The organism is Rheinheimera sediminis (genome assembly GCF_004005375.1).
Classification (GTDB): Bacteria; Pseudomonadota; Gammaproteobacteria; order Enterobacterales; family Alteromonadaceae; genus Pararheinheimera.
This window is the reverse complement of the sequence record NZ_RZUF01000014.1, coordinates 74,660-97,311: the sequence shown is the minus strand read 5'-3', so window position 1 is coordinate 97,311 and position 22,652 is coordinate 74,660. Positions and strand designations below refer to the sequence as shown.

Sequence of the window (22,652 nt, the reverse complement as noted above, 5' to 3'; positions counted from 1 at the left end):
TATGAATTCAGCATTACCTAAAGTTTGCATTATTGGAGCTGGCCCGGCTGGCCTTGCTATGGCCAGAGCCTGTGTGGTGATGGGCTTAAGCTACGATCAGTACGACGCCCACAGCGATGTGGGTGGCCTGTGGGACATAAAGCAACAAGGCTCGCCTATGTACGACAGTGCCCACTTTATCTCATCAAAAACCATGTCAGGCTTTGATGGTTTGCCAATGCCGGAACAGTACCCTGACTATCCGTCACACCAGCAAATTCTGCAGTATATTCATGCCTTTGCCGACCAGTGGCAGTTGCGGGATAAGATCAGCTTTCAAACCAAAGTGGTGGATATTGAAAAACTGCAGGATGACAGCTGGCAAGTGAAGCTAAGCACAGGCGAAAGTAAAAATTACCTGGCCGTGGTTTGCGCGACAGGCTCGAACTGGTTTCCGCGCCTGCCAAAGTTTGCTGGAGAATTCAGCGGCGAAATCCGCCACTCCAGCACCTATCGCAGCCCTGATGAATTTAAAGGTAAACGAGTGATGGTGATAGGCGCAGGGAATTCAGGGGTAGATATTGCCTGTGACGCGGCCACTCATGCCGACAAAGCTTTTTTATCGGTTCGCCGTGGTTACCATTTTGTTCCTAAACATATTTGTGGCGTTCCTACCGATGTGTTTGCTGCCTCGGGTCCACAGCTCCCCCTCTGGATGCAGCGTATGGTGCTGGGCGGGCTGCTGCGGTTTTACGTCGGCGATATCACTCGCTTAGGATTACCAAAAGCAGATCACAAGCTGCTGGAATCGCACCCTATTCTGAACACACAAGTGCTGTATTACATGCAACACGGTGATTTGATTGCCAAACCAGATGTAGAGCGGCTGGAAGGACGCTCTGTGCTGTTTAAAGACGGCAGCAGAGAAGAGCTGGATATGATACTGCTGGCCACTGGCTACAATCAGGTGCAGCCCTACGCCAGAGATTACTTCAGATATGAAGGCGGCCGGCCCAATATGTATCTGCAACTGTTTTCACGCGAGCATAAAAACCTGCTGGCTCCCAGTTTTATTGAAACCAACTCTGGCGCTTTTAAACTCTTTGATCTGATGGCCTTCGCTATTGCCAACCACCTGAATGACCAACTGCAGGGCAAACCGCAGGCAAAATGGCTGGCAGAGATGATCCAACGCGATGAACCGGACCTGACCGGAGGCATCGACTTCGTCAAATCCGACCGTCATGCCGCCTATTTTGACAGTAAAACCTGGCAAAACTACTTGAAAAAAATATACCGGACCATGGGCTGGACTCTGCCTACCGAACATCCGGCCGTGCTACAGCAAGCAGCCACAACAGCGCGCAGCGCATCTCTGGCTCATTCCGGCTAACCAGTCGATGAACTTGGCACAACGCTGGCACCTGAGCCACAGAGGAAAAGTATGAGAAAAACCGCATTAATCACCGGTGCCGCCGGCGGTATAGGTCAGGAACTGGCCAAATGCCTGACTGAACAAGGCTACCAGTTGTTGCTGGTAGACCGAGATGCACGCCAGCTGGCGTTGATGGAAAAACTATATCCAGCGAGCCAAATTTATCCGCTGGACCAAACGAACAAAGAACAAGTAGCTGCGTTTTGTGATCAGATCCTGGCAAGCTATGATTTTGATCTGGCTATTATCAACGCTGGTATGCTGGTGATTGGTGAACTGACACAGATCAACAGGCAAGCATTGACCAGTCAGTTGGAAGTGAATCTGGTTTCAGCTGCCGTGATGATCCAAAGTCTGGCGCAGCGCATGAGTCTGGCAGGCAAAGGCCATATACTGGCTACAGTGTCGATGGGCGGCATAGTGTCACTGAAGGGCTCAGCCGCCTATTCCGCCTCTAAATTTGGCTTAAGGGGTTTACTCTGGGCACTGCGGGACGAGCTGAGCAGTAAAGGCGTTCATGTGACCGGTATTTATCCGGCAGGCGTTGATACCCCTATGCTGCGACACGAAGCTTTGCATGGCGGTTCGGCGTTAAATTTTGTGGGTGAGCCCGTCAGCACTGCCGATGTGGTACAGGCGTTTTTGGCTGCCATCGCCAAACCACGACTGGAAGTCTATGTACCCTGGTCGGAAGGACTGACAGGCCGCATAGCGGGCGCCTGGCCTGGCCTGCTGGCTAAGCTCTACCCTGTGCTGGAACGTCTAGGTGAAGCGGGCCGGAAGAAGTTTATTCAAAGGATCAAGAGCGATTCTCCCCCAAGTCCTTGACACTGCAGCTTTGTTAACTCCACCATCCCCCCCGGCCACATAGCTTGACTATGCTGCTGGGGTCTCAACCTAAATGACTTGGCTACAGAGCAAGAGCCTGATTTAAACCCGGCAGAATTGAAAAAATCCGATTGAATTGTAGAGATTAGCTGTACTAGGATGTGATTCCAGCGCAAAGACGCCTATTGTCTGTATATATGGCTGTAGTTGAGGCATATCACAATGAAAACACCACGTCTGATTTTAGCGCTGCCTCAGATCAAAACGTTTCCAAAATACCGGTTGTGGTATTTCAGCTTTATTCTGAGTTGCTGTGCAGCATCGATTGCTGCCAGTTTTTGGCTGATTCCCTTCAATGAGGAGTTTTTTAATGGCTCTGGTTTCGCTTTTGACCTGATTACGCTATTGATTGTGCTGTTTATGCTGTGGACTGTGCAATGTGCGCATATGCAGATGCACACCTATTGGATCCTCAGTACCGGCTTTGGCTTATGGCTGCTTGCCGCCGTACTTGATGTGCTGGATGAAGTACTGTGGCAACCCATCTGGCTGGGGATTTACTTTGAGGATTCGTTCCGGACGCTTGGCATGATTCTGTTCGCAACAGGTACATTGCAGACCATGTACTATCTATGCGATCTCTACAACCTGGTAAAACAGCAATCAGCCTCAGATGAGCTAACCTCCTTACCCAATCGCCGTCAGTTCAGGCAAACACTGGATCAGATTGGCACAGCTCAGTTTAGTATTGCTTTAATCGATCTGGACCATTTTAAAAAAATTAATGATGAGTTTGGCCATGACGCCGGTGACCAGGTGTTGATCCAATTTGCCGCTTTGCTGCAAAGTCTGACACCAGAAGGCGCCTTGGCAGCGCGACTGGGTGGCGAGGAGTTTGGCTGGCTATTTTATGACGAGCAGCTGCAGGTGGATGTATTATTGCAACAACTGCTGCAGCAAAGCCGCACCATCCGACCGGACAACCAGCGCCCACTCACTATCAGTATTGGCGCAGGCAAACGAACACCAGGTGAAGCACCTGAACATCTGATGCACAGAGCTGACCAATCCTTGTATAAAGCCAAAAACGCGGGGCGGGATCAAATTCAGTGGTCAGAGTAGCAAGGCCCAGATAGTGAGTTGCAATACTGCTGCTATACTGAGGCCAAACAGTATCAGACCCTTGATTATGTGCAGAAAAATAGTATCAGCTCTGTTATTGCTATTGTGTCTGAGCCCTGTGCATGCCAGCAGCGAGCTAGAACTCAATACCAAACGGGTGTTAATTTTGTACTCCTATGACCCATCTTTTCCTACCTCAGGAAAAATTCTGGCTGGGGTATTGTCGGCTTTTGGCTCCAATTTGCCGGTGATCGACCAGGAGTTTCTTGATAGTAAAAGGTTATGGGACCAACAAAGCCAGAACCTGAGTTTCCAGCTGCTGCGGCATAAATACCAAGACCGCCCGCCTTATGATCTGGTGATCACAGCAGATGACGATGCGCTTCATTTTGCGCTGCGGCATAAAGCAGAACTTTTTGCTGTCGCTCCTTTGGTTTTTCTTGGTGTCAATGATATTGCCACAGCAGAACAAGCCAGTCGGCGGCCCGACGTCACAGGCGTAGTAGAAGCAGCGTCTTTTGGCGAAACACTCGAACTGGCCAACAAATTATTTCCCGAACGCACCAGAGTACATTTGATTGTCGACCCAAGCATTAGCGGCCAGGCCGATTTGCATTCAATGCTGTTGCTAAAGCCGCAATTCCCTCAGCTGAGTTTTATCACGCAGAATTTGTCAGATCTAAGCTGGGATGAATTCAGCAGCAAGCTGGCACAACTGGGGAAAAAGGATATGATCCTGCTGCTGTCGGCCTACCATGATAAAAACACCAAAGAAAAATCCTTTGCTGAAAGTCTGGCGCTGATCACAGAGCTGACCCAGGTGCCAGTCTTCCATTTCTGGGAGCATGGTATCGGCAGTGGTGTGCTGGGCGGTTATGTAATCAGCCATTATGAACAGGCCAGACAGGCTGGTTTAATGGCAAAACAACTACTGAGCGGTGCCACAGATACAGATGTTGCGTTGGTGCTGGAAAGCCCAAACCTTGCCATTTTTGACTACCCGCAACTCAGGCGCTTTGGGATCGGCAGCGGAGCGCTGCCAGAGGGCTATCAAATCCGCAATAGCCCGGTGTCGCTGTTCAGCCAATATAAACTGGAATTTAGCTTTATTATCTCACTGATTGTTATCTTAGCCTTATCAACCCTGTATCTGGCGAAACAAAACCTGCTGATGAAACGCTTAAGCGATAACCTCAGCGAAAAATCCAGCTTTCTGGAATTATTGATGAACACACTGCCAGATCTGGTCTGGATAAAAAATGCCCATGGCAGGTATTTAAGCTGCAATAAAAGATTTGAAGATTTATATGCCGCAAAAGAGCATCAGATCCGGGGCAAAACCGATGAAGATTTTGTCAGCAAAGAACTGGCTTTCATCTTCCGAACCCATGACCGTCAGGCCATACTACAAGGCGGTCCTCTAGTGATTGAAGAACAGGTCTGTTTTGCCAGCGATGGACATACAGAACTGCTGGAAACCATTAAAACGCCGATATACGACCACAGTAGTGGCGAACTACTGGGCGTGTTGGGTGTGGCGCGTGATATTACAGAACGCACGAAGAACGAACTAAAAATCCGCCAAAGTGAACAAAAATACCGGCTGCTGTTTGAAGAAATCACCCAAGGTGTACTGGTGTACAACACAGAGCAGGAGCTGGTGGATGTCAACGCTGCAGCTCTGAGTATTCTGGGTAAAAACAGTGCAGAAGTGATGCACCAAAAGTTCGCGCTGGATCTATGGTTTAGCCATTGCGAATGTTCAGCTGCAGTCAGCTATTCAGACTTAATCAGGCAGGCTTTTACCGACAGCCAACCGCAGAAAAATATCTTACTGCGCGGAATAACGCGGCACAACCAGCAGCTTGTTTGGCTGGCTGTGGATATAGTGCCACTACCAGACCCCTCAGACAGCAGTAACACCAAGCTTTTTGTCAGCTTTAACGATGTTTCAGCACAAAAAATCTCTGAAGCCTCATTAAAATTGGCAGCCAGTGTATTTGAAAGCTGCGCGGAAGGAGTGATGATCACAGACGCCCAGAGTCGTATTATCGATGTCAATCAATCGTTCTGCCAAAGCACCGGCTACAGTAAAGAAGAAGTGGCAGGCCAGACTCCAGCTGTTCTGGCGTCAGAAGAATTGCAACCTTTGGTGTATCACGACATCAGACTGAAGCTGAGTAACAGCGGAGTCTGGCAAGGCGAACTGCGCCACCGCAAGAAAAACGGCAAGGAGCTTTCTGTCTGGCAAACCATTACAGCGGTGAGAGATAACAACGGAATTTTAAGTCATTATGTCTCTGTATTTTCTGATATCAGCCAGTTGAAGCAGTCGCAGCAGGAAATTTACCATCTGGCCTATCACGACGCTCTGACAGGTTTACCCAACAGACGCTTTCTGATGGAGCAATTGGCGCAAAAAATTGATCAAGCTCAGCAAGCCAGCCATAGTTTTGCTGTGATGTATCTGGATTTGGATAACTTCAAAATTATCAATGATACCCTTGGTCATATAGAAGGCGATAAAGTACTGGAAATTATTGGCCGGCACCTGACTGCACTGGCTACAGGCGCCAGTACTATAGCCCGGGTCGGCGGTGATGAATTTGTGTTATTGCTCAGTGCTGATTTGAATACAACCGAGGCAGAAGACATTGGCCGCACTATTTTAAAGCAAATTGAACAACCTATAGTGCTGAGTGGTCAGCGCATTAATTTGTCGGCCAGTATTGGCATCTGCTTTTACCCGCAAGATGGCAGGCAAGTCCAGGATTTACTGCGCAATGCCGACATTGCTATGTATAAAGCCAAGCAACATGGCCGCAATTCCTGCCGTTTTTATAACAAAGCAATGGCCGATGCAGTACTGGAACGTGCCCAGTTAGAAAATCAGCTGCGGTTGGCTATTACCAGAAATGAACTCAGACTGGTGTATCAGCCGCAGTATGATCTGCAGTCAAAACAGATAGTTGGAGTAGAAGCCTTACTGCGCTGGCACAACGACATACTAGGTACTGTGCCACCAGATAAAATGATCCCTGTGGCTGAAGAATCCGGCTTGATCCTACCAATAGGACTCTGGGTATTGAATGAAGCCACACGCCAGGCCAGAGTCTGGCTGGATAAAGGCCTGAATGTCGGACGGGTTGCAATTAATATTGCAGGCCCTCAGCTTTATAGCGGCCATCTGGTGCAGCAAGTGACTTGTGCACTGGCAGAATACAAGCTGCAGACCAAGCATATAGCACTGGAAGTAACAGAAACTTTCATTATGCAGCAAAGTGAAAGCTCTATTGAACAACTGCGGGTACTGTACGCTATGGGCATTGAAATCGCCATTGACGATTTTGGTACAGGCTACTCATCGCTCAGCCACTTAAAACGCTTGCCGGTAAATAAACTGAAAATCGATAAGTCGTTTATCAGTGATATACCAGGCGACAAAGATGACGTAGCTATTGCCAAAACCATAGTAGCGCTGAGTAAAAGCCTCGGCTTAACCGTAATTGCCGAAGGTGTTGAAACTCCGGCCCAGGCCGATTTTTTGGCCGACGAGGGCTGCCATGAAGCTCAAGGTTATTTGTTCAGCAAAGCTGTCCCGAGCAGCGGCATCGAACAATTGTTGGCAGAGCAGCAAAGCGCAGCCTTGTTACAGAGTTAAGTTTTGGACTCTGATGCAAAATCACCAAAGATGAAATAACGTTCTCTCCTATGCTGCTGAACAGGGAATGCTGTTGGTAATTTTTCCTGACTGGAGTTATGGTGTTCTCATCCACACCAACCGGAAACTGCTGATGAAATTGATATTCTCTGTATTATTGCTGTCCTTAATGCCGCAGTCACATGCTGCAGAAGAAATAAGGGTTAAACCGTCACTGACCCCAAAGTGGCAAACAGCCAAGCTGCGTGTGCCAGAGTCTGTGCTCTGGTATCAGAACGCAGCTAACAAGGATACCCTGTTGTTTGTCTCCGAAATTGACGGTAAAGGTAGTGAGGCAGATGGCTTGGGCGGCGTGGCGATTTTAAATACTGATGGCAGTATCAAGCACCAGGACTGGTTACGCGGCTTGAATGCACCCAAAGGAATGGCAATGTATCAGGGCAAACTGTATATAGCCGATATAACCGAAGTAGTTGTAGTGGATATAGCTTCAGCGAAAATACTGAATAAAATTCAAGTACCGGATTCAGTATTTTTGAATGACGTTGCCGTAGACAGTCAGGGTACAGTTTATATTTCTGATACCAGAAAAAACCGTATCTACCAGTTGGAACAGCAGACTATCAGCGTTTTTCTGGACAATATAGAAGCAGCAAATGGCTTAACAGTACTTGACCATCAGTTGTATATAGCTGCAGGCGATAAGCTGCTGAAAATTTCTTTATCAGAAACACAGAGCACTTTATCTCAAGTGGCCATTGGCTTTGCTGAACGCGCAGATGGCGTAGAAGCAGTTGGTAATGGCGATTTCATTGTCAGTTGCTGGGCTGGTTTGCTGTATTACGTCCATGCCGACGGCCACATCGAACTGTTGATGGACAGCAGAGAGTCAAAGCTGAATACCGCAGATATTGGTTGGGATCCAACTACAAACACTTTATATATCCCAACCTTCTTTGGCAATTCAGTACAGGCGCATAGGCTACAACGCTAAATATCTATAGTCACTCTTGATCCGCATAGTGCGAAATTAAGCGACTGAGTTGCGAAGCATCTTCTTGCTCTAAATAGCGGGTATGAGCCAGTATAAATCGATCGTCCCGATAAAGTGTTACAAGCACCCGATCTACAGCCTGAATAAAAGCCTTGGTACTGGCAGTGTTAGCACACATCAGATGACCAGTAATCAATTCGGGAACATCGGCGATAGCATAACTTCGGACGCTCACCCCTCTTTTTCGGCTCAAAAACAAACTCATTTCGGTGGGGTAAGCGATGGCAAACTCAGCTCGTTTTGAAGCAAACATACCGATAAAATGGCTATCATATAAAGGCGCTGATAAAGGTGATACCTGTTTGGAAGGTAATTGACGGATCTGCTGGTCCAACACATCACCAAACGAAATATACTTCGGTACCAGCAATTGAGCACCAGGTGTTGCTTGCATCACCTCAGCAATACTCTTTACTTGGCCATGACTATTAAGCAATGCCTCAGCCAAAGCAGGAGATTCACTTAACTGATATAGCCGGTAGCCCAGATAAAAATTCACTGGCTTGGAAAACAGGTATTTTTCAACTCTACTGCTGTTTTTTACTTTGTCCAAAGTGCAAATCGGTTTTTTACCGCTCATCATCAGCTCGCTGCGGGCAACCGGAACCTCAATCAGTCGGATTGGCTTCACCAATTGCTCAAACAGCAACACATTGGTTTCGGTGTTGATAGAGTTATACTGGCCAGCATTGAGCATATTCACTGTAGGCAGATCGTAGTGATGAAACTCGAGCCGGACAGGTACATGAACGGCAGCACCATGGGCTGTGCAAGCCATACTTATCAGCAACATACTGAAGCACGGGAAGCTTTTCGGCATAGCAAACCTGTAATGGCACAAAAATACAAGTGTGCTGAAAGTTTTACAAATAGTAAAGTCTGAGCCTGTTTGACTTCGTTTTTAGATTAACCCGAACTAGGGATACCGAGCGTCAGACTTTGATGATTTAATCAATAAAATCAAATAAATAAGAGCATTTTTTAAAAAACCGATCTCTTTACTGACTGAATTCACAGATTTTTGTGCATATCAAGGCGCTTTGTCGTACGCCATAGCGAGCTATGGTCAGACAGAGCGACACAGAGAGGCGTAAAAAGAGACCTATTCAATGGCGCGGCTTATCCAGAGCTCATCAGGTTAGATTAGATTTTGTTCACTGTGCCGGGGCAATTTGAATGCGAAAGGCGAAGTACAGCTGAGTGCCTTACCACAAGCAAAGGGTAGCACTTGCACTCAGTACATCCCGCTTTCCCTATGGCGCGATCAAGGCCAAGCCAGCAGCAGCCTCCCAAGGACTGCAACGAACAGTTAAAAATCGACAAGAATTTTACCGGCAAAAATCTTTTGGCTGGTCCCGTCATCTTTCATGGTTTGAATACTCTGCTTGATGGCGACTTCCAATTCAGGGCAGTTGCAGCGGCTTGATAAGCCGATGTACACAGCTTCAGGTTTTACCAATTCAGTGGAGAAGCTCGTTTCTTTAAGTTGTTTCGCTAATTCAGGATGATCTTTCAGGACAGCCTGTACCTGAGTAGGTGTTAATAAGGCGGCATCAATGCGTTGTTTCGCTACCATTTGCAAAGCTGTTAACACTGAGTCAACTTGCACCAACTGCCTTTTTTTCATAGTATCCAACACCATTTGGAGCTCAGGCGCTGCCTTGTACGTTCGTATTGTGACCAAAGTCATAGTGGCTAATTGCCCTGGATGATCTAAACGTAGATTTTTACTGTTGGCGTAATACACTTTTTCCGGCAAGCGGGCTCCAAATTGAATGTAGTTGATAGCCGGATTACCTTGTTGCGGTTTGAGAATATTGATCATCAGATCGGCTTCGCCAGTTTTCATCTGTGCCACACAGCGAAAGGCTGGAGTTTCTTGACTGGCAATTAAGGTAAAATTGGCTCTTCGGGCTATTTCCTGCAGATAAGACACCGAAAGTCCTTCAGGTTGTTTGGTTTGTGCGTTAAAGCCATAAAAGCCAGGAAAAGTTCCCAGACACCAACGAAGTTGAGGCTTTGCTTCTGCAGGACTAAAGAGCGAAACCATAAAAACAAGCCATAACAATCTATTCCTCATGCTGCACTCTCCCTGAAAACAATTTAAAGATGTGTACTGATATCCATACTTAAGCTGAACTTCGTAAAAAAGGTTCACAGCAGCTGATTTTACAGAGTGAAGTAAGCAGGATAACCATTGAGTCCTCCAAACAACAACCATAAGCTCGCTGATACAACATAGTAAGGTATAGTAAGGTGATGCTTATCCCAAAATTCTGGTTAGTTTATACTGGCAAGCAAAGCAGCAATAATCTTTAACTGAATTATCCCTGCTGCACTCTGTTCCTGCCCATAGCCTTGGCCTGATACAAGGCCTGATCTGCTCTGTTAAGAATAGATGCTGCGTCATCCTGCTGACAATACTCAGTAACGCCGAAACTTATGGTAAAAGCCGGCAAATCCGTTTCCTCCAGACTGGCTATATGCTGCCTCAGCACTTCAGCCAACTGGCAAGCTGCTTCAACTTTTTGTTGTGGCAATAAAATGGCAAATTCTTCCCCACCTAAACGGAACAAGGTATCGGTTTTGCGCAGGCGTCTGCCCAGGTGTTCAGTTAAAGTCTGCAGTACTTTATCACCTGTTTGGTGGCCAAACTGGTCGTTGACCTTTTTAAAGAAGTCCACGTCCAAAAGGGCAATACTGAAGGCACTGCCACGTTCTGCCAGGCTGATCTCCATACGCAGTTGCTCCTCCCATTTATGTCGGTTAAAGGCGCCTGTTAATTTATCTCGTGTTGCCAGCACCAGCAGCTGTTGCTCTATTTCCTGCCTGTTGCTGATTTCTTGTGATAAGCGCTGTACCATCATTTTCAGGTCCTGTTCAAGCTCAGTGAGTTCATCCTGATGTTGTAGCTGGGGAAATACCGGGCTTGCGATGGGTAGTCCCTGCTCTATTGAATGATGCACATTTTTGATTTCGGTCTGAATACGGCCAATACGCTGACGAAAAATCTGCAAAATATAAAAGGTCAGGTACAGTCCTATCACAAAAGCACAGACACCAAGGCCGGTATTAACCAGCATAAACTCGTTTTCATGTTTATCTGTGTAGCGGCTGGCTTCCAGCGTCAGCTTCTCCATATGCCGTAAAATGGCCACAATGTTTTGATCTAAACGGGCCGCTTCGTCTTCAAACCTCTGCCATTGCTGATCTGTGGTATGGCCTTCTTGTAATGCCAGTTGCAACTGATGTTCAAAACTGTCACTTTGCTGATGAAACGCCTTCATACTGACCAAAATTTGCTGATGTTCAGCTGGGGCAAAACGAATCTGATGCTGCTGTAAACTTTTAGTTAATATCCGCTCAGCTTTGGTCAGAATCAACTTCAGGCCGTCACGCTGCTCAGCAAAAGCCTGCTCAGGTGCCAGTACAACTTTGTCCTCTGTACCTTTTAACCGAAACTGTTCAATCAGCAGGTGTTGTTTCAACTGCATGATTTCCAGCTCACTGACCATTTCTGTCAGCGGCACGTCAATTTCTGCAACTTCATGCATTTCAGCATCTATTAGTTTGAGTTTGTAAATAGAGTAGAGAATAACGACAAACATAAAGGACAGCAGCACCACCAGTAAACCACTGATTTTTCGCTGTAAGGATGCATTAAACCATTGCTGCATGGGAAGATTCCGACCAGATGAAGCACTGAGAAACAGGCATTTTGGACTGTAACACCAGTATAATTTAGTATCTGTCAGATATCTTAGTGCTAAATGGCTGATTTAGATAACCTTGCTTCAACTCCTGCCCTTAAGCCGCAGTTGATAACGCCTGATCCCCAGCCAGGCCAATAGCAGTGGGAAAAATCCACACAGCAGCCATAAGCAGCGTAGGGCTAAACCACCCACACTGCCATCATGCAAAGGATGCAGCCAGTTTAATATTCGTTCTTTACTACCCTGCTCACGGATATCCAGCAGCTGAGCCACAGCGCCGCTGTAGGCATCAATGAGAATGTAACTGTGCGGGAAACGACGGGACGGATCGCCCGGCAGCTGAACCCTGAATTTGTAGTAAGGCCCCTGTAGGGCTGGCGTTTCAATCCAGGCCAGTTGCCCTTCTGGTGCTGCACCTTGGGCTGCACTCAGAGCCTGTTTTAAACTGATGTGCTGCTGATCGGGCTCCACCTCTGGCGTACTAAGTGGTGCAGCCTTGGCCTTTTGGCCTGGCAGCTGTTGCAACACTGCAGCCGTAGGTTCTGGCAACGCCAGCATAACTCCAGTCAGGGTGAGCAGTAGTAAGGGGAGAACACTAAGCAAGCCCAGACTTTTGTGCCAGTCGTACAGCGCACCTATGGCTGAACTGCGGCCTTTAAAACTGAGACTTTTCCGCCATTGCCCGGCTTTTGGCCACCAGGCCAGAAGTCCCAACAGAAGCAGCAACAGGCTTGCCAGGCCGAGATAACCCACAATCACAGTGCCAGTGCTGCCAAGCAGCAACTGATAATGCAGCTTGTATAACCAGGTCATCAGATGCTGGCCCCAGAATTCTTGCCGCAAGACAGTACGACCATCTGCTGATAACCACAGCAACAAAGGCGCAAAGCCCTGGCCCACAGTTTCTACCGGATTGTAGTAGCGGGCTGGGATTATTCCGGCAGAGTCTGTGACCTCAAAGCGCCAGGGACCGGTACGATCCGGATACAGCGCCCGCACTGTGGCAAGTGCCTGTTGATAATCAGCTTTAGCCTGAGCCTGCTGCAACTGGGGATGCAGCGCCTGATCCAGCTCCACATAAAACACCACTGCCGCGCCTGATAAGCTGATCAGCACCAGCAAGAGCCCAACCGACAGGCCAAGCCACAGGTGCAATCGCCGTGCTATTTTTCGCCAGGACCAGAGCTGCATCAGTAACGCAAGTGCACTGATACATTCAGAGCTCTGGATTCACCAGGGCTATGCAAAGTTTGACTGCCGTCCCACCAGACATACTCATAATACTGATCGGTCAGGTTTTGAATTTGTGCAGTGATTTCAGTTTGCTCATTCAACTGATAGCTGGCCTGTAGGTCCAGCAGCAGGAAATCACCAAAACGGCCTTTATCATTGCTGGTCGTCAGTTCATAGGACGACTGCGCCCGCACTGCCGCAGAGAAACTCAGTTGCTGGTTCAGGCTATAGTCCACTCCAGCGTTGTATAACCATTGAGGTATATGATCAATGTCTTTGCCCGCCAGCGCAGGTGTGGCAGGGTCTGGCGTTTCAATCTCGGCCTGTTGCCAGGCCACAGCGCCCCACAGACTTAACTGCTGCAGCGGTGTCCAGCCTAATTGCAGGTCGACGCCTTTGCGTTCAGTCGCGCCCAGGTTATCAAAATCGCCCAGCGGGTCATTCAGCTTACGCTTAAACTCGCCGCTGGCGCTTTGTTGCCATAAAGTAGTACGCAGTTGTAGATCATTCTCGCCCTGATACTTCAGACCCAATTCCCAGCCCTTGTTGATCGATGGCGCCAAATCAACCTGGCGTGGCGGAATTAAATAAGCTCCTGAACCTGCACCAATCTGAAAGCTGCGGCCCCAGTTGCTGAACAAAGTCAGCTCGTCCGATGCCAGCACAGCGACGGCCAGTTTTGGCTGACTGATGCTGCCATAGTCATTGATCGGCGCATCGGTGCCAGAGCGAACATCAGTGAAGTCACCTTCGACCTGATCAATACGCCAGGATGGCGTAATACGCAGCCAGTCATTCGGCTCCATAGTGGCCTGGGCGTAAATACCCTGTACCTGCAGATCGAATTGCTGATCCCTGGTCTGGCTGGTGACCAAACGTTCTTTCGTCAGATAACGTCTGGATTCATTGTCCTGTACTTCAAGGCTGGCACCGAATTCCAGATAAAAGCGCTGTAACAGAGCAACTTGCGGGCTAAATCCCAGCGTACTGGAAGCGCCATAATGCTGCTCTTTCGTCACTCGGTTTTGTTGAGACGCGGCAGCTGAAAACTTCACAAAACGGTCATCGTCTAGCTGATTCATCCAGACCAGAGTTTTTACATCGGCCTGCTCGTTCAGTTTGGCGTCCAATCCCAGAATAAATTGGTCCATAGCCCGCTCGTCCAGATCGCTCTGATTATAGGCATTAGTCGCTCTGGGGTTACTGTAGGCCAGATCGGCCGTCAGATAACCAGGCTCCTCTAAATCAGCCTGATAAGTACGGGCGCTGGCGTTGAGCGTCAGAGCCTCCGACATATCCCAGCCCCATTTACCGGAAAAGCCGTAGCGGGTCGATTCAGAGTGGTCACGGTAGCCATTCGCTTTACGATAACTCAAGGCATAATTCTGGCGCAGGTCGCCCTGCTCTATACCTGCTGCAAACTGAGCCTGAGTCTTACCAAAGGAGCCGGCAGATAAACGGCTGTCGAGATAATTCCCACCACTGCGGGTGACGAAGCTGACATTACCGGCAATATTGTACAAACCAAAGCGGGGGTCTGTAGTACCACGCACCACTTCAGCCACTTCAATTTCGAGCGGGAAAATCATGTCCAGATAAGGCATATTGCCGTCATTAGAGTTAGAGGGTATACCGTCGATCAACAACTTCACCGCATTAACTTCGCCTTCACCATTAAAACCACGGAAAGATAATTTACCGCTGGACGAGCCCTGATTAAATTCAGTCAGCATCACACCAGGCAAACGGCCGAGCAGTTTCCAGGCGTAATCGGCCTCTGAGCTTTGCGCCACGTCAGCACTCATTCGATCGACTGAGGTCAGCACCCGACTGGCATCCGTCAAACCTTTACCCACCACTTCAATATGTTCACCGATCTGAAAACTGGTATCGCCTTTTTTCATCTGATCAGTTCGGCGCTCTGAGGCTGTATCCGCCTGCACTGGCAGAGTCAGCATAGCTAAACCGAGGGCAAGAATAATGGGCTTTTTATTAAATCCAGCGGAATAGAGTGAGGTGTTCAAATTAAATCCCTAGCAGTTTCATTGAGTTATAGTACTGAGATGATACTGGCCAATTATAGAGGAAGTACCAAAACCCGACACTGCGACAAATTGTCACAGCAGGCGTAATCAAGCGGCAATGTCACCGAATAGCCAGGCCGATCCAAGTCAGGATCTCTCTGTTACACCAAACCTCAATCCGGGCAAAAGACAAAACCCGTTGATCTGACAAAGTGCAGTAAGGATCCATCGGCTGTATGATTAAACTGTCCAGTTCAGTTGGTCACGCCAGCTTGATTAGCGCATACCGCAGATATTGGCGGGGATCCAACCAGGGCTACCCTCTATATCCTGAGCTTAGTTGGCAATTCAGTGCTGGCTTACCACTGCAGCTTCAAATCGCGGATAGCAGCATTTTTCTGTTCATATTTTAGTCAGAATACTTTGCTACGCTGATCCCAAAATTAAAGGAGCAAGTGCAATGAAAAAGAACCTGATCACGCTGTTTGCCCTCTTTGTTCTGAGCGCCTGTGCTGCAGATCCTACAGCATTGCTTGGTGAACAATTCATTGTGAAAGGGAAAGGCAGTCCAACCATTATCTTTGAAACAGGAGCAGGAGATAACACCAGCTCCTGGCGTGAACTCAGTGAAGCTCTGTCACGCCATGCCACTGTCGTCAGATATGACAGGCAACAAAGTCTGTCACTCAAAGCCCGCACAGGTAAAGAAATTGCACATCAGTTGCAGCAAAAGTTACAAGCTCAGGGCCTGCAGCCACCTTATATCCTGGTCGGGCATTCTATTGGTGGACCTTTTGCGTTGAGTTTTGCTACAGAATTCCCGACTCAAACAGCGGCTGTGGTTTTAGTAGATGGCAGACCTGCCGGCTTTACTCAGGCTTGTGAACAAGCCAAAGGCAGACTTTGCGATATACCGGCCTTGCTCAAACTGACCTTGGCTCCCTGGGTTGCAGCTGAAATTGAGGGCTTGGAACAAACCTATCAACAACATCAGAACTATCAGCATTTCCCTGATATCCCGGTAGTGCTGTTTTCAGCCACAAATCCTCCTCCTTTATCTGACGCGACCTTTATGCGGGTCTGGATTGAACAGCAAGAGCTGCAAGCAAAAAAATTCAGGCAAGGTAAGCTCATCCTGGTGCCTGACAGTGGACATTACGTACACCATGATTATCCTGAATTGGTTGCAGCGGAAATTTTGCAGCTGATTCAAAAATAAGCAAAAAAACGACAAACACACACTGCTGTGGCTAAGGTTCAAAACCTGCCTGGCACCGTCTGGATCGCGCAAGCTACCGCAAGCGCGATCTGAAGCAAACTGAGCAAGCTATACCTCGGACTGAGACCACAAAGTTCCACTATTGGAAAATAACCTTTATAAGTTACCAAAAGGTATATAAAAGGTTAACGTAGAAGTATCCTTATCAGGAACACAACAATCGGAGCTTCTATGAACTTACTACGCAATTCGATCAGAGTATTATCTTGTGCCCTGTTATTGCCTTTGTCGCTGTCTGTTGCTGCACAAAGCGAGCTGAATACCACTCTGATGCTAACCAAAAAGACCGACAAAACCTACCTGAGCTGGTCAACGGAAGTTCCTGCCATAGCACGACAGGAAATTTACCGCGGTACCAACAGCCTGTTTGAACAGGCTGAGCGCATAACTGTATTAGATCCTTATCAACAAGTGGCTGAAGACAATAGCTTTGAACCACATCAGGACTATTGGTACTGGTTAAAAGTCATTGATGCGGATGGTCAGGAATATCTGTCCAACTTATCTGCCACAGTGCCGGCGTTAAGCTTTCAGCCTTTTGCCACTATCGCCAATGCCAGCCGCTGCAAAGCTGGTGCTACCTTTACCAACGAAACAGTGGACTGTGGGGGTGTGACTGTGGGCAGTAGCTGTGGCAGCGATGATGAAGGCCAAAAACCGGTGATCACACTGAAAAACGCCAGTGTGAAAAACCTGCGTATTTCGGCCAGTGGTGGTGCCGATGGTATTCATTGCAGCAGTGGCAACTGCACTATTGAAAACGTTGTCTGGGAAGATATTTGTGAAGATGCTGCCACTAACAATGGTAAGACGATGACGGTGAAAGGTGGTTTAGCTTTTAACAGTGCCAATGGCCCGGGTGGCAAACCCGACAAAGTATTTCAGCATAACTCAAAAAACAGCACCACTGTATTAACAGGTAACTTCACCCTGACCGGCGAACACGGCAAATTATGGCGATCTTGTGGCGACTGCACCGATAACGGCGGCCCACGTTACCTGACCATTTCAGGTATTACTGTGAATGGAAAAATTGACAGTATTGCTGGTGTCAATAGTAACTATAAAGATGTGGCTACTATTCGTAATCTGAAAATTAAAGATTACAAAGCAGGCAAGCCACCAGTTTGTGAACACTACACAGGGGTGAAAAAAGGTCAGGGTAAATCGGTAAAAGACAAAGAATACTGGAATAGCGCCAGCTGTAACGTCAGCAAAACCGACGTAACTAAGCTGTAAATTACTCAGATACAAGGCAGGAGCTCCCGACAAAAACTCCTGCTTTGCGCCAGCTCATTCCGAACAGTGGTATAGGGTATTCAGCAGTACCTCTTGCACCGGCCCACCACATGAGTGGTCGCAAATAGGCCCTAGTCTCAATACAAAGTTTAAAAACTCAGATCACTTTTTTGGTGAAGTAGCGACTTTTCATTTAGTTAGACTAAAGTGTATCAATAGAGCTATTGTTTACAGGAAGAGAGCTTATGAACCTGAATGAATTTACTATCCGTACCAAATTCTCCGCACCTCTTATTGCTATTACCTTATTCACCATACTGATCAGTGTTCTCAGCATGAACAACGGCAAACGTCTGTCTGCAGATGCTCACTTGATCTCTACAACCTTTATGACAGCGATCAATGTGGGCCTGAATGCAGACCGGGACTTATATCAAGCGCTGACCGCCAGCCAAAACTATGTCACCAAGAAAATAGTAGGTTTGACTGATACGGCAAAAGAACGTCAATCTTTCGATGAAAATGCCAAGCAAGCACTGGATAGAATGAATCAAGTACTCGAGCTATTAAAAGAGTACCCTGAGGCACAACAAGGCAAAGTTGAATTTCAACGTGATTACAATAGTTGGTTAGCTGAAGCCAAAATAGTCTTTGCCATGGCTGACGAGGGAAAAGCGACAGAAGCAGCTAATTATTCCAACACTACCGTCATGCCACTGTTCGAGAAACTCAGAACGCACTACGATGTCTCAGGTGAAACTGTTAAAAATAAAGCCGACCAGGTCTCTGCTGAAGCCAAAGAAGCAGGAGATCAGCAGCGTTTAATACTGATTATAGTCATTATTCTGGTCATTATCGCCAGCACAGTCAGTATCATGTTTGGTCCAAAAATGGTCACAAAGCGCGTGATGGAATTAGACACTATGATTGCCACCATCAGTGCAGGTGAAGGTGATTTAACGGGACAATTAGACAGCTCTGGCCGCGATGAGTTATCGAAATTAGCCGGCACTTTTAACGGTTTGATGCGTAAACTACAGCAGTTGATCAAGATGGTGCAAAGCGATGCTTCATCGCTGAATCAAGCTGTGATCCAACTGAATCAATCCGCAGAAAAAGGCCAAAAAGTATCCAAAGAGCAAAACTATAACCTTGATCAGATAGCGACAGCAGTCAATCAGCTGAGCCATGCTGTGCATGAAGTTGCGGGCAATTCGCAATCTGCTTTGTCAGAAACAAGAGAAGCCAAAGATAAAACCTCCCAATCCGGCAAAGTGATAGAGGAGTCAGTGCACAGCATCACCAAGCTGTCCACTGCTGTCACTCATGCCAGTACTGTGATTAGTAAACTTGCAGAAGAATCGAAAAATATTACTCAGGTGCTGGATGTGATTCGAAGCATTGCAGAACAAACCAACTTGTTGGCACTTAACGCCGCTATAGAGGCAGCCAGAGCCGGTGAACAGGGCCGGGGTTTTGCTGTTGTGGCAGATGAAGTGCGAACTCTGGCAAGCCGCACGCAAAAATCGACTGAAGATATTCAACGTATGATCGCAGGCCTGGAACATGGGGTGAATGAGGCAGTCACCGCAATACAAACAGGAACCAATAATGTAGATACTGTTGTTGCCATGTCGCAACGGATTCAGGACTCACTGCAGATCGTAGAAAGCTCGGTGAATCAGGCCAATGATATGATTTACCAAATTGCAACGGCGACAGAGGAACAAAGCAAAGTTGTGGATGAGATCAATCGTAATGTCACTATGCTAAACAGCTTGTCACAGGAAAGCGTACAAATCGTCAGCATCACCACGCAGGTATCTCAAGATATCGCCCGCATGGCTGTCGGACTCAACAATAATGTAGGCCGCTTTAAAGTCTGACACTTAAAAGCCTTTGAATAAAGGCACTGTGATGCCAGCTATCTGGCATCACAGTGCCTGCTGCACTATCGGCTATAGTCTTCTGAAATTCACCAGTCTGTACAAAGCCGGCAGCACCAGCAAGGTTAGCAAAGTGGAGGTGATAATGCCGCCTATCACTACAGTGGCCAAAGGCCGCTGAATTTCGGCACCAGTACCCGTATTAAAGGCCATAGGCACAAAACCCAGACTAGCCACAAGCGCTGTCATCATGACTGGCCTTAACCTCGATAAAGCGCCCTGCTCCAGCGCCGCCACAAGCTCCATGCCCTGATCACGCAACTGGCGGATAAAACTGACCAGCACTATGCCATTCAGCACAGCTATACCTGATAAAGCAATAAAACCTACAGCAGCAGAGATAGACAGCGGCATATCACGCAGCAATAAAGCAAAAACTCCGCCTGTCAGTGCCAGCGGCACACCACTGAACACCACTAAAGTATCCCGTACTGAATTTAAAGCGCCATACAGCAAACCGATGATCAGCAGCAAAGTTAAAGGCACCACTATGCTTAAACGCTCCGTCGCCGATTGCAGTTGCTTAAAAGTACCGCCGTAATCCAGCCAATAGCCATCTGGCAAAGGCAAAGCATTGATTTGCTGCTGCACTTCGGCAATAAAACTGCCTAAGTCTCTGCCTGTGACATTGGCTGTCACCACTACATTACGTTTACCACTTTCCCTGTTAATTTGATTCGGGCCTGTGATTTCTTTAATAGTAGCAATTTCACCCAGCGGCACATAACGCAGCTCAGGCGAATCATAGACAGGCAAAGTGACGGGAATACGGGCTAAGGCTGCAGGGTCTTGCCGCAACTCTTCCGGTAAACGCAGCACTAACTTAAAGCGCTTGTCACCTTCATACATCAGCCCAACCTGACGGCCACCAATAGCGGTTTGGATCAGTTGCTGCATTTGCGCCACATCCATACCAACCAAAGCTAAATGGTCACGCTGAGGTTCTATTGACAGCAAAGGCAAACCCGCCGCCTGTTCCATCCGTGCATCTTCAGCGCCCGGCACAGCAGAAAGCACAGCAGCAACCTGCTCACCCACTTCGGCCAAAATATCCAGATCATCGCCATACACCCTTACCGCCACATCAGTACGAACCCCGGCGATCAGTTCATTAAAACGCATTTCTATTGGCTGGGTAAACTCGTATTTATTGCCCGGAATTTGCTCGACTAATTGCCTAAGCTCTTCTTCAAACTGAGCTTTACTTTTATCCGGGTTAGGCCAATCCTGCTGGTTTTTCAGAATAATAAAAGTATCGGCAACATTGGGTGGCATAGGATCTGTAGCCACTTCCGGCGTGCCAATTTTAGAGAATACTTTATCTACTTCAGGCAGAGTGGCGACTTCCGCTTCCAGCTGCATTTGCATCACCACCGACTGGGTTAAACTGGTGCCCGGAATACGCAAAGCATGCATAGCAATATCGCCTTCATCCAGTTGAGGCAAAAACTCCGAGCCCATTTTAGTGGCTTGCCAAAGCGCCGCCGACATTAGAAGCACAGCAGCAACAGACACCAACAGCGGCGTTTTAATAGACAGCACCAGCAAAGGTTGATACGCCTTTCGTAACGCCAGCATTAAAGCATTTTCTTTTTCCGAAATTTTGCCACTGACAAACAAGGCAATAGCAGCCGGAATAAAGGTAATGGCCAGAATTAAAGCGCCCAATAACGCCGCTATGACGGTAAAGGCCATAGGCTGGAACATTTTGCCTTCAACACCACTTAAGGCAAAAATCGGCAGGTAAACCAACATAATGATAAAAACCCCAAACATAGCGGGTGTCATCACTTCTTTGGTGGCGGCTAAAACCACTGCAGAACGTTCTTTTAAGCTCAGTAAACGGCCATGCCGATGCTGAGCTACACCCAGTTGACGCAGGCAGTTTTCTACCACTATCACAGAGCCGTCGACTATCAGACCAAAATCAATAGCCCCTAAGCTCATCAGGTTGCCACTCATTTTATTGGCCGCCATACCGCTGATGGCAAACAGCATACTCAGTGGGATCACAAGCGCTGTTAACAACGCGGCCCTGACATTGCCTAAAAACAAAAACAGGATCACCACCACCAGCACAGCACCTTCCAGCAGATTGGTTTCGACTGTTTTGATGGTTTTATCCACTAAGGTAGTGCGGTTGTAATTGGCTTCAGCTAACACACCTTGGGGCAAACGTAAGTTGATCTCCTCAAGCCGGCTCGCCACTTGCTGCGAGACAGTGCGGCTGTTTTGCCCCAGCAGCATCATCACTGTGCCAAGCACTACTTCGTTGCCGTCCTGAGTGGCAGCGCCGGTGCGAAGTTGTTTGCCAATAGCTACATCAGCCACATCTTTTACCCGCACCGGACCGTCGTCTCTTTTGGCGATCACCAGTTGGCTGATATCCTCTAACGACTGCAACTGACCTGGTGAGCGGATCAACCATTGCTCACCATTACGTTCTATATAACCTGCCCCGACATTGCTGTTGTTTTGCTCCAAAGCTTGCGCCAAATCATCCAGCGTCAGTTTAAAGGCCAGCAGTTTGATCAGATCAGGCGCCACCTGATATTCACGGACATAACCACCAATGGTATTTATTTCGGTGACACCCGGCACTTTGAGTAGCTGAGGCCGGATCACCCAGTCCTGAATAGTGCGTAAATCTTCTGGGTTATAAGCAGAACCATCAGCTTTTTTCGCATCAGGTACTACTTTGACAGTGTAAGAGAAGATTTCGCCAAGGCCTGAAACTATAGGCCCCATTTCCGGATCTATATCGGCTGGCAGTTCGTTTCTGACATTTTGCAGCCGCTCCGACACTTGTTGTCTGGCCCAATAAATATCAGTGCTTTCGGTAAATACCACTGTGACTTGCGACAAACCATAACGCGACAATGAGCGGGTGTATTCCAGTTGTGGCAAACCTGCCATCGCTGTTTCAATGGGGTAAGTAATACGCTGCTCGGTTTCTAGTGGTGAAAAACCTTCTGCAGCTGTATTAATTTGCACCTGCACATTGGTGATATCTGGCACAGCGTCTACCGGCAAACGCGATGCTTGCCAAAGCCCTGCTGCAGCCAATAGCAGCGTCAGCAATATGATCAGCACTGGCCTTGCCAATGCTGTTTTGAGGATATTATTTATCATGACAACC

General features: G+C 47.8%; 14 protein-coding genes. 8 read left to right on the top strand and 6 right to left on the bottom strand.

From position 1 onward, the window contains the following. Nucleotide 1: 1 nt before the first annotated feature. From EMM73_RS11140 to EMM73_RS11120, 5 genes are all read left to right on the top strand, one after another. Nucleotides 2–1,372 carry a flavin-containing monooxygenase gene (locus tag EMM73_RS11140; RefSeq protein WP_222422647.1) on the top strand — a complete coding sequence of 457 codons (1,371 nt, stop codon included), beginning with the start codon at nucleotides 2–4 and terminating at the stop codon, nucleotides 1,370–1,372. A gap of 51 nt (nucleotides 1,373–1,423) precedes the next feature. Continuing rightward, the gene (locus EMM73_RS11135) at nucleotides 1,424–2,242 is read left to right on the top strand and encodes an SDR family NAD(P)-dependent oxidoreductase (RefSeq protein WP_127686511.1); all 819 of its coding nucleotides are present in this window, start codon (nucleotides 1,424–1,426) and stop codon (nucleotides 2,240–2,242) included. A 222-nt stretch (nucleotides 2,243–2,464) separates the two neighbouring features. Continuing rightward, on the top strand, nucleotides 2,465–3,364 hold the full coding sequence (locus EMM73_RS11130) for a GGDEF domain-containing protein (protein ID WP_127686510.1): 900 nt from the start codon (nucleotides 2,465–2,467) through the stop codon (nucleotides 3,362–3,364). 67 nt (nucleotides 3,365–3,431) lie between these two features. Next, complete coding sequence (locus tag EMM73_RS11125; RefSeq protein WP_127686509.1) at nucleotides 3,432–7,025, top strand: ABC transporter substrate binding protein; 3,594 nt, start codon at nucleotides 3,432–3,434, stop codon at nucleotides 7,023–7,025. Nucleotides 7,026–7,158: 133 nt separating this feature from the next. Then, the gene (locus EMM73_RS11120; RefSeq protein ID WP_127686508.1) at nucleotides 7,159–8,019 is read left to right on the top strand and encodes an SMP-30/gluconolactonase/LRE family protein; all 861 of its coding nucleotides are present in this window, start codon (nucleotides 7,159–7,161) and stop codon (nucleotides 8,017–8,019) included. 10 nt (nucleotides 8,020–8,029) lie between these two features. Here the strand turns inward: EMM73_RS11120 and EMM73_RS11115 are convergent, their stop codons facing one another. From EMM73_RS11115 to EMM73_RS11095, 5 genes are all read right to left on the bottom strand, one after another. Further along, nucleotides 8,030–8,899, bottom strand: a complete 870-nt coding sequence (locus EMM73_RS11115; protein WP_127686507.1) for a hypothetical protein — start codon at nucleotides 8,897–8,899, stop codon at nucleotides 8,030–8,032. Nucleotides 8,900–9,388: 489 nt separating this feature from the next. Beyond that, entirely contained in the window at nucleotides 9,389–10,159 is a 771-nt protein-coding gene (locus EMM73_RS11110; protein ID WP_186435191.1) for a substrate-binding periplasmic protein, read from the bottom strand. Nucleotides 10,160–10,403: 244 nt separating this feature from the next. Next, a complete protein-coding gene (locus tag EMM73_RS11105) occupies nucleotides 10,404–11,756 on the bottom strand; it encodes a GGDEF domain-containing protein (protein WP_127686505.1) in 1,353 nt (450 codons plus the stop codon). A gap of 117 nt (nucleotides 11,757–11,873) precedes the next feature. After that, on the bottom strand, nucleotides 11,874–12,947 hold the full coding sequence (locus EMM73_RS11100; RefSeq protein WP_222422646.1) for a PepSY-associated TM helix domain-containing protein: 1,074 nt from the start codon (nucleotides 12,945–12,947) through the stop codon (nucleotides 11,874–11,876). A gap of 35 nt (nucleotides 12,948–12,982) precedes the next feature. Continuing rightward, nucleotides 12,983–15,049, bottom strand: coding sequence for a TonB-dependent receptor (locus EMM73_RS11095; RefSeq protein ID WP_127686503.1), 2,067 nt, complete (start codon nucleotides 15,047–15,049; stop codon nucleotides 12,983–12,985). 460 nt (nucleotides 15,050–15,509) lie between these two features. Here EMM73_RS11095 and EMM73_RS11090 point away from each other — a divergent pair, with 460 nt between their 5' ends. From EMM73_RS11090 to EMM73_RS11080, 3 genes are all read left to right on the top strand, one after another. Beyond that, the gene (locus tag EMM73_RS11090) at nucleotides 15,510–16,268 is read left to right on the top strand and encodes an alpha/beta fold hydrolase (protein ID WP_127686502.1); all 759 of its coding nucleotides are present in this window, start codon (nucleotides 15,510–15,512) and stop codon (nucleotides 16,266–16,268) included. 231 nt (nucleotides 16,269–16,499) lie between these two features. Beyond that, nucleotides 16,500–17,567: a pectate lyase gene (locus EMM73_RS11085; protein ID WP_127686501.1), complete on the top strand. Its 1,068-nt coding sequence runs from the start codon at nucleotides 16,500–16,502 to the stop codon at nucleotides 17,565–17,567. Nucleotides 17,568–17,812: 245 nt separating this feature from the next. After that, nucleotides 17,813–19,453, top strand: coding sequence for a methyl-accepting chemotaxis protein (locus EMM73_RS11080; protein WP_127686500.1), 1,641 nt, complete (start codon nucleotides 17,813–17,815; stop codon nucleotides 19,451–19,453). Between the two features lie 72 nt (nucleotides 19,454–19,525). Here the strand turns inward: EMM73_RS11080 and EMM73_RS11075 are convergent, their stop codons facing one another. Beyond that, complete coding sequence (locus EMM73_RS11075; RefSeq protein WP_127686499.1) at nucleotides 19,526–22,645, bottom strand: efflux RND transporter permease subunit; 3,120 nt, start codon at nucleotides 22,643–22,645, stop codon at nucleotides 19,526–19,528. Between the last annotated feature and the right edge of the window lie 7 nt (nucleotides 22,646–22,652).

Coding starts and splice junctions, on each gene's coding strand:
- EMM73_RS11110 (WP_186435191.1), bottom strand. CDS start 10,159: ATGAGGAATAGATTGTTATGGCTTGTTTTTATGGTTTCGCTCTTTAGT.
- EMM73_RS11090 (WP_127686502.1), top strand. CDS start 15,510: ATGAAAAAGAACCTGATCACGCTGTTTGCCCTCTTTGTTCTGAGCGCC.
- EMM73_RS11085 (WP_127686501.1), top strand. CDS start 16,500: ATGAACTTACTACGCAATTCGATCAGAGTATTATCTTGTGCCCTGTTA.
- EMM73_RS11120 (WP_127686508.1), top strand. CDS start 7,159: ATGAAATTGATATTCTCTGTATTATTGCTGTCCTTAATGCCGCAGTCA.
- EMM73_RS11130 (WP_127686510.1), top strand. CDS start 2,465: ATGAAAACACCACGTCTGATTTTAGCGCTGCCTCAGATCAAAACGTTT.
- EMM73_RS11075 (WP_127686499.1), bottom strand. CDS start 22,645: ATGATAAATAATATCCTCAAAACAGCATTGGCAAGGCCAGTGCTGATC.
- EMM73_RS11140 (WP_222422647.1), top strand. CDS start 2: ATGAATTCAGCATTACCTAAAGTTTGCATTATTGGAGCTGGCCCGGCT.
- EMM73_RS11105 (WP_127686505.1), bottom strand. CDS start 11,756: ATGCAGCAATGGTTTAATGCATCCTTACAGCGAAAAATCAGTGGTTTA.
- EMM73_RS11135 (WP_127686511.1), top strand. CDS start 1,424: ATGAGAAAAACCGCATTAATCACCGGTGCCGCCGGCGGTATAGGTCAG.
- EMM73_RS11080 (WP_127686500.1), top strand. CDS start 17,813: ATGAACCTGAATGAATTTACTATCCGTACCAAATTCTCCGCACCTCTT.
- EMM73_RS11115 (WP_127686507.1), bottom strand. CDS start 8,899: ATGCCGAAAAGCTTCCCGTGCTTCAGTATGTTGCTGATAAGTATGGCT.
- EMM73_RS11125 (WP_127686509.1), top strand. CDS start 3,432: ATGTGCAGAAAAATAGTATCAGCTCTGTTATTGCTATTGTGTCTGAGC.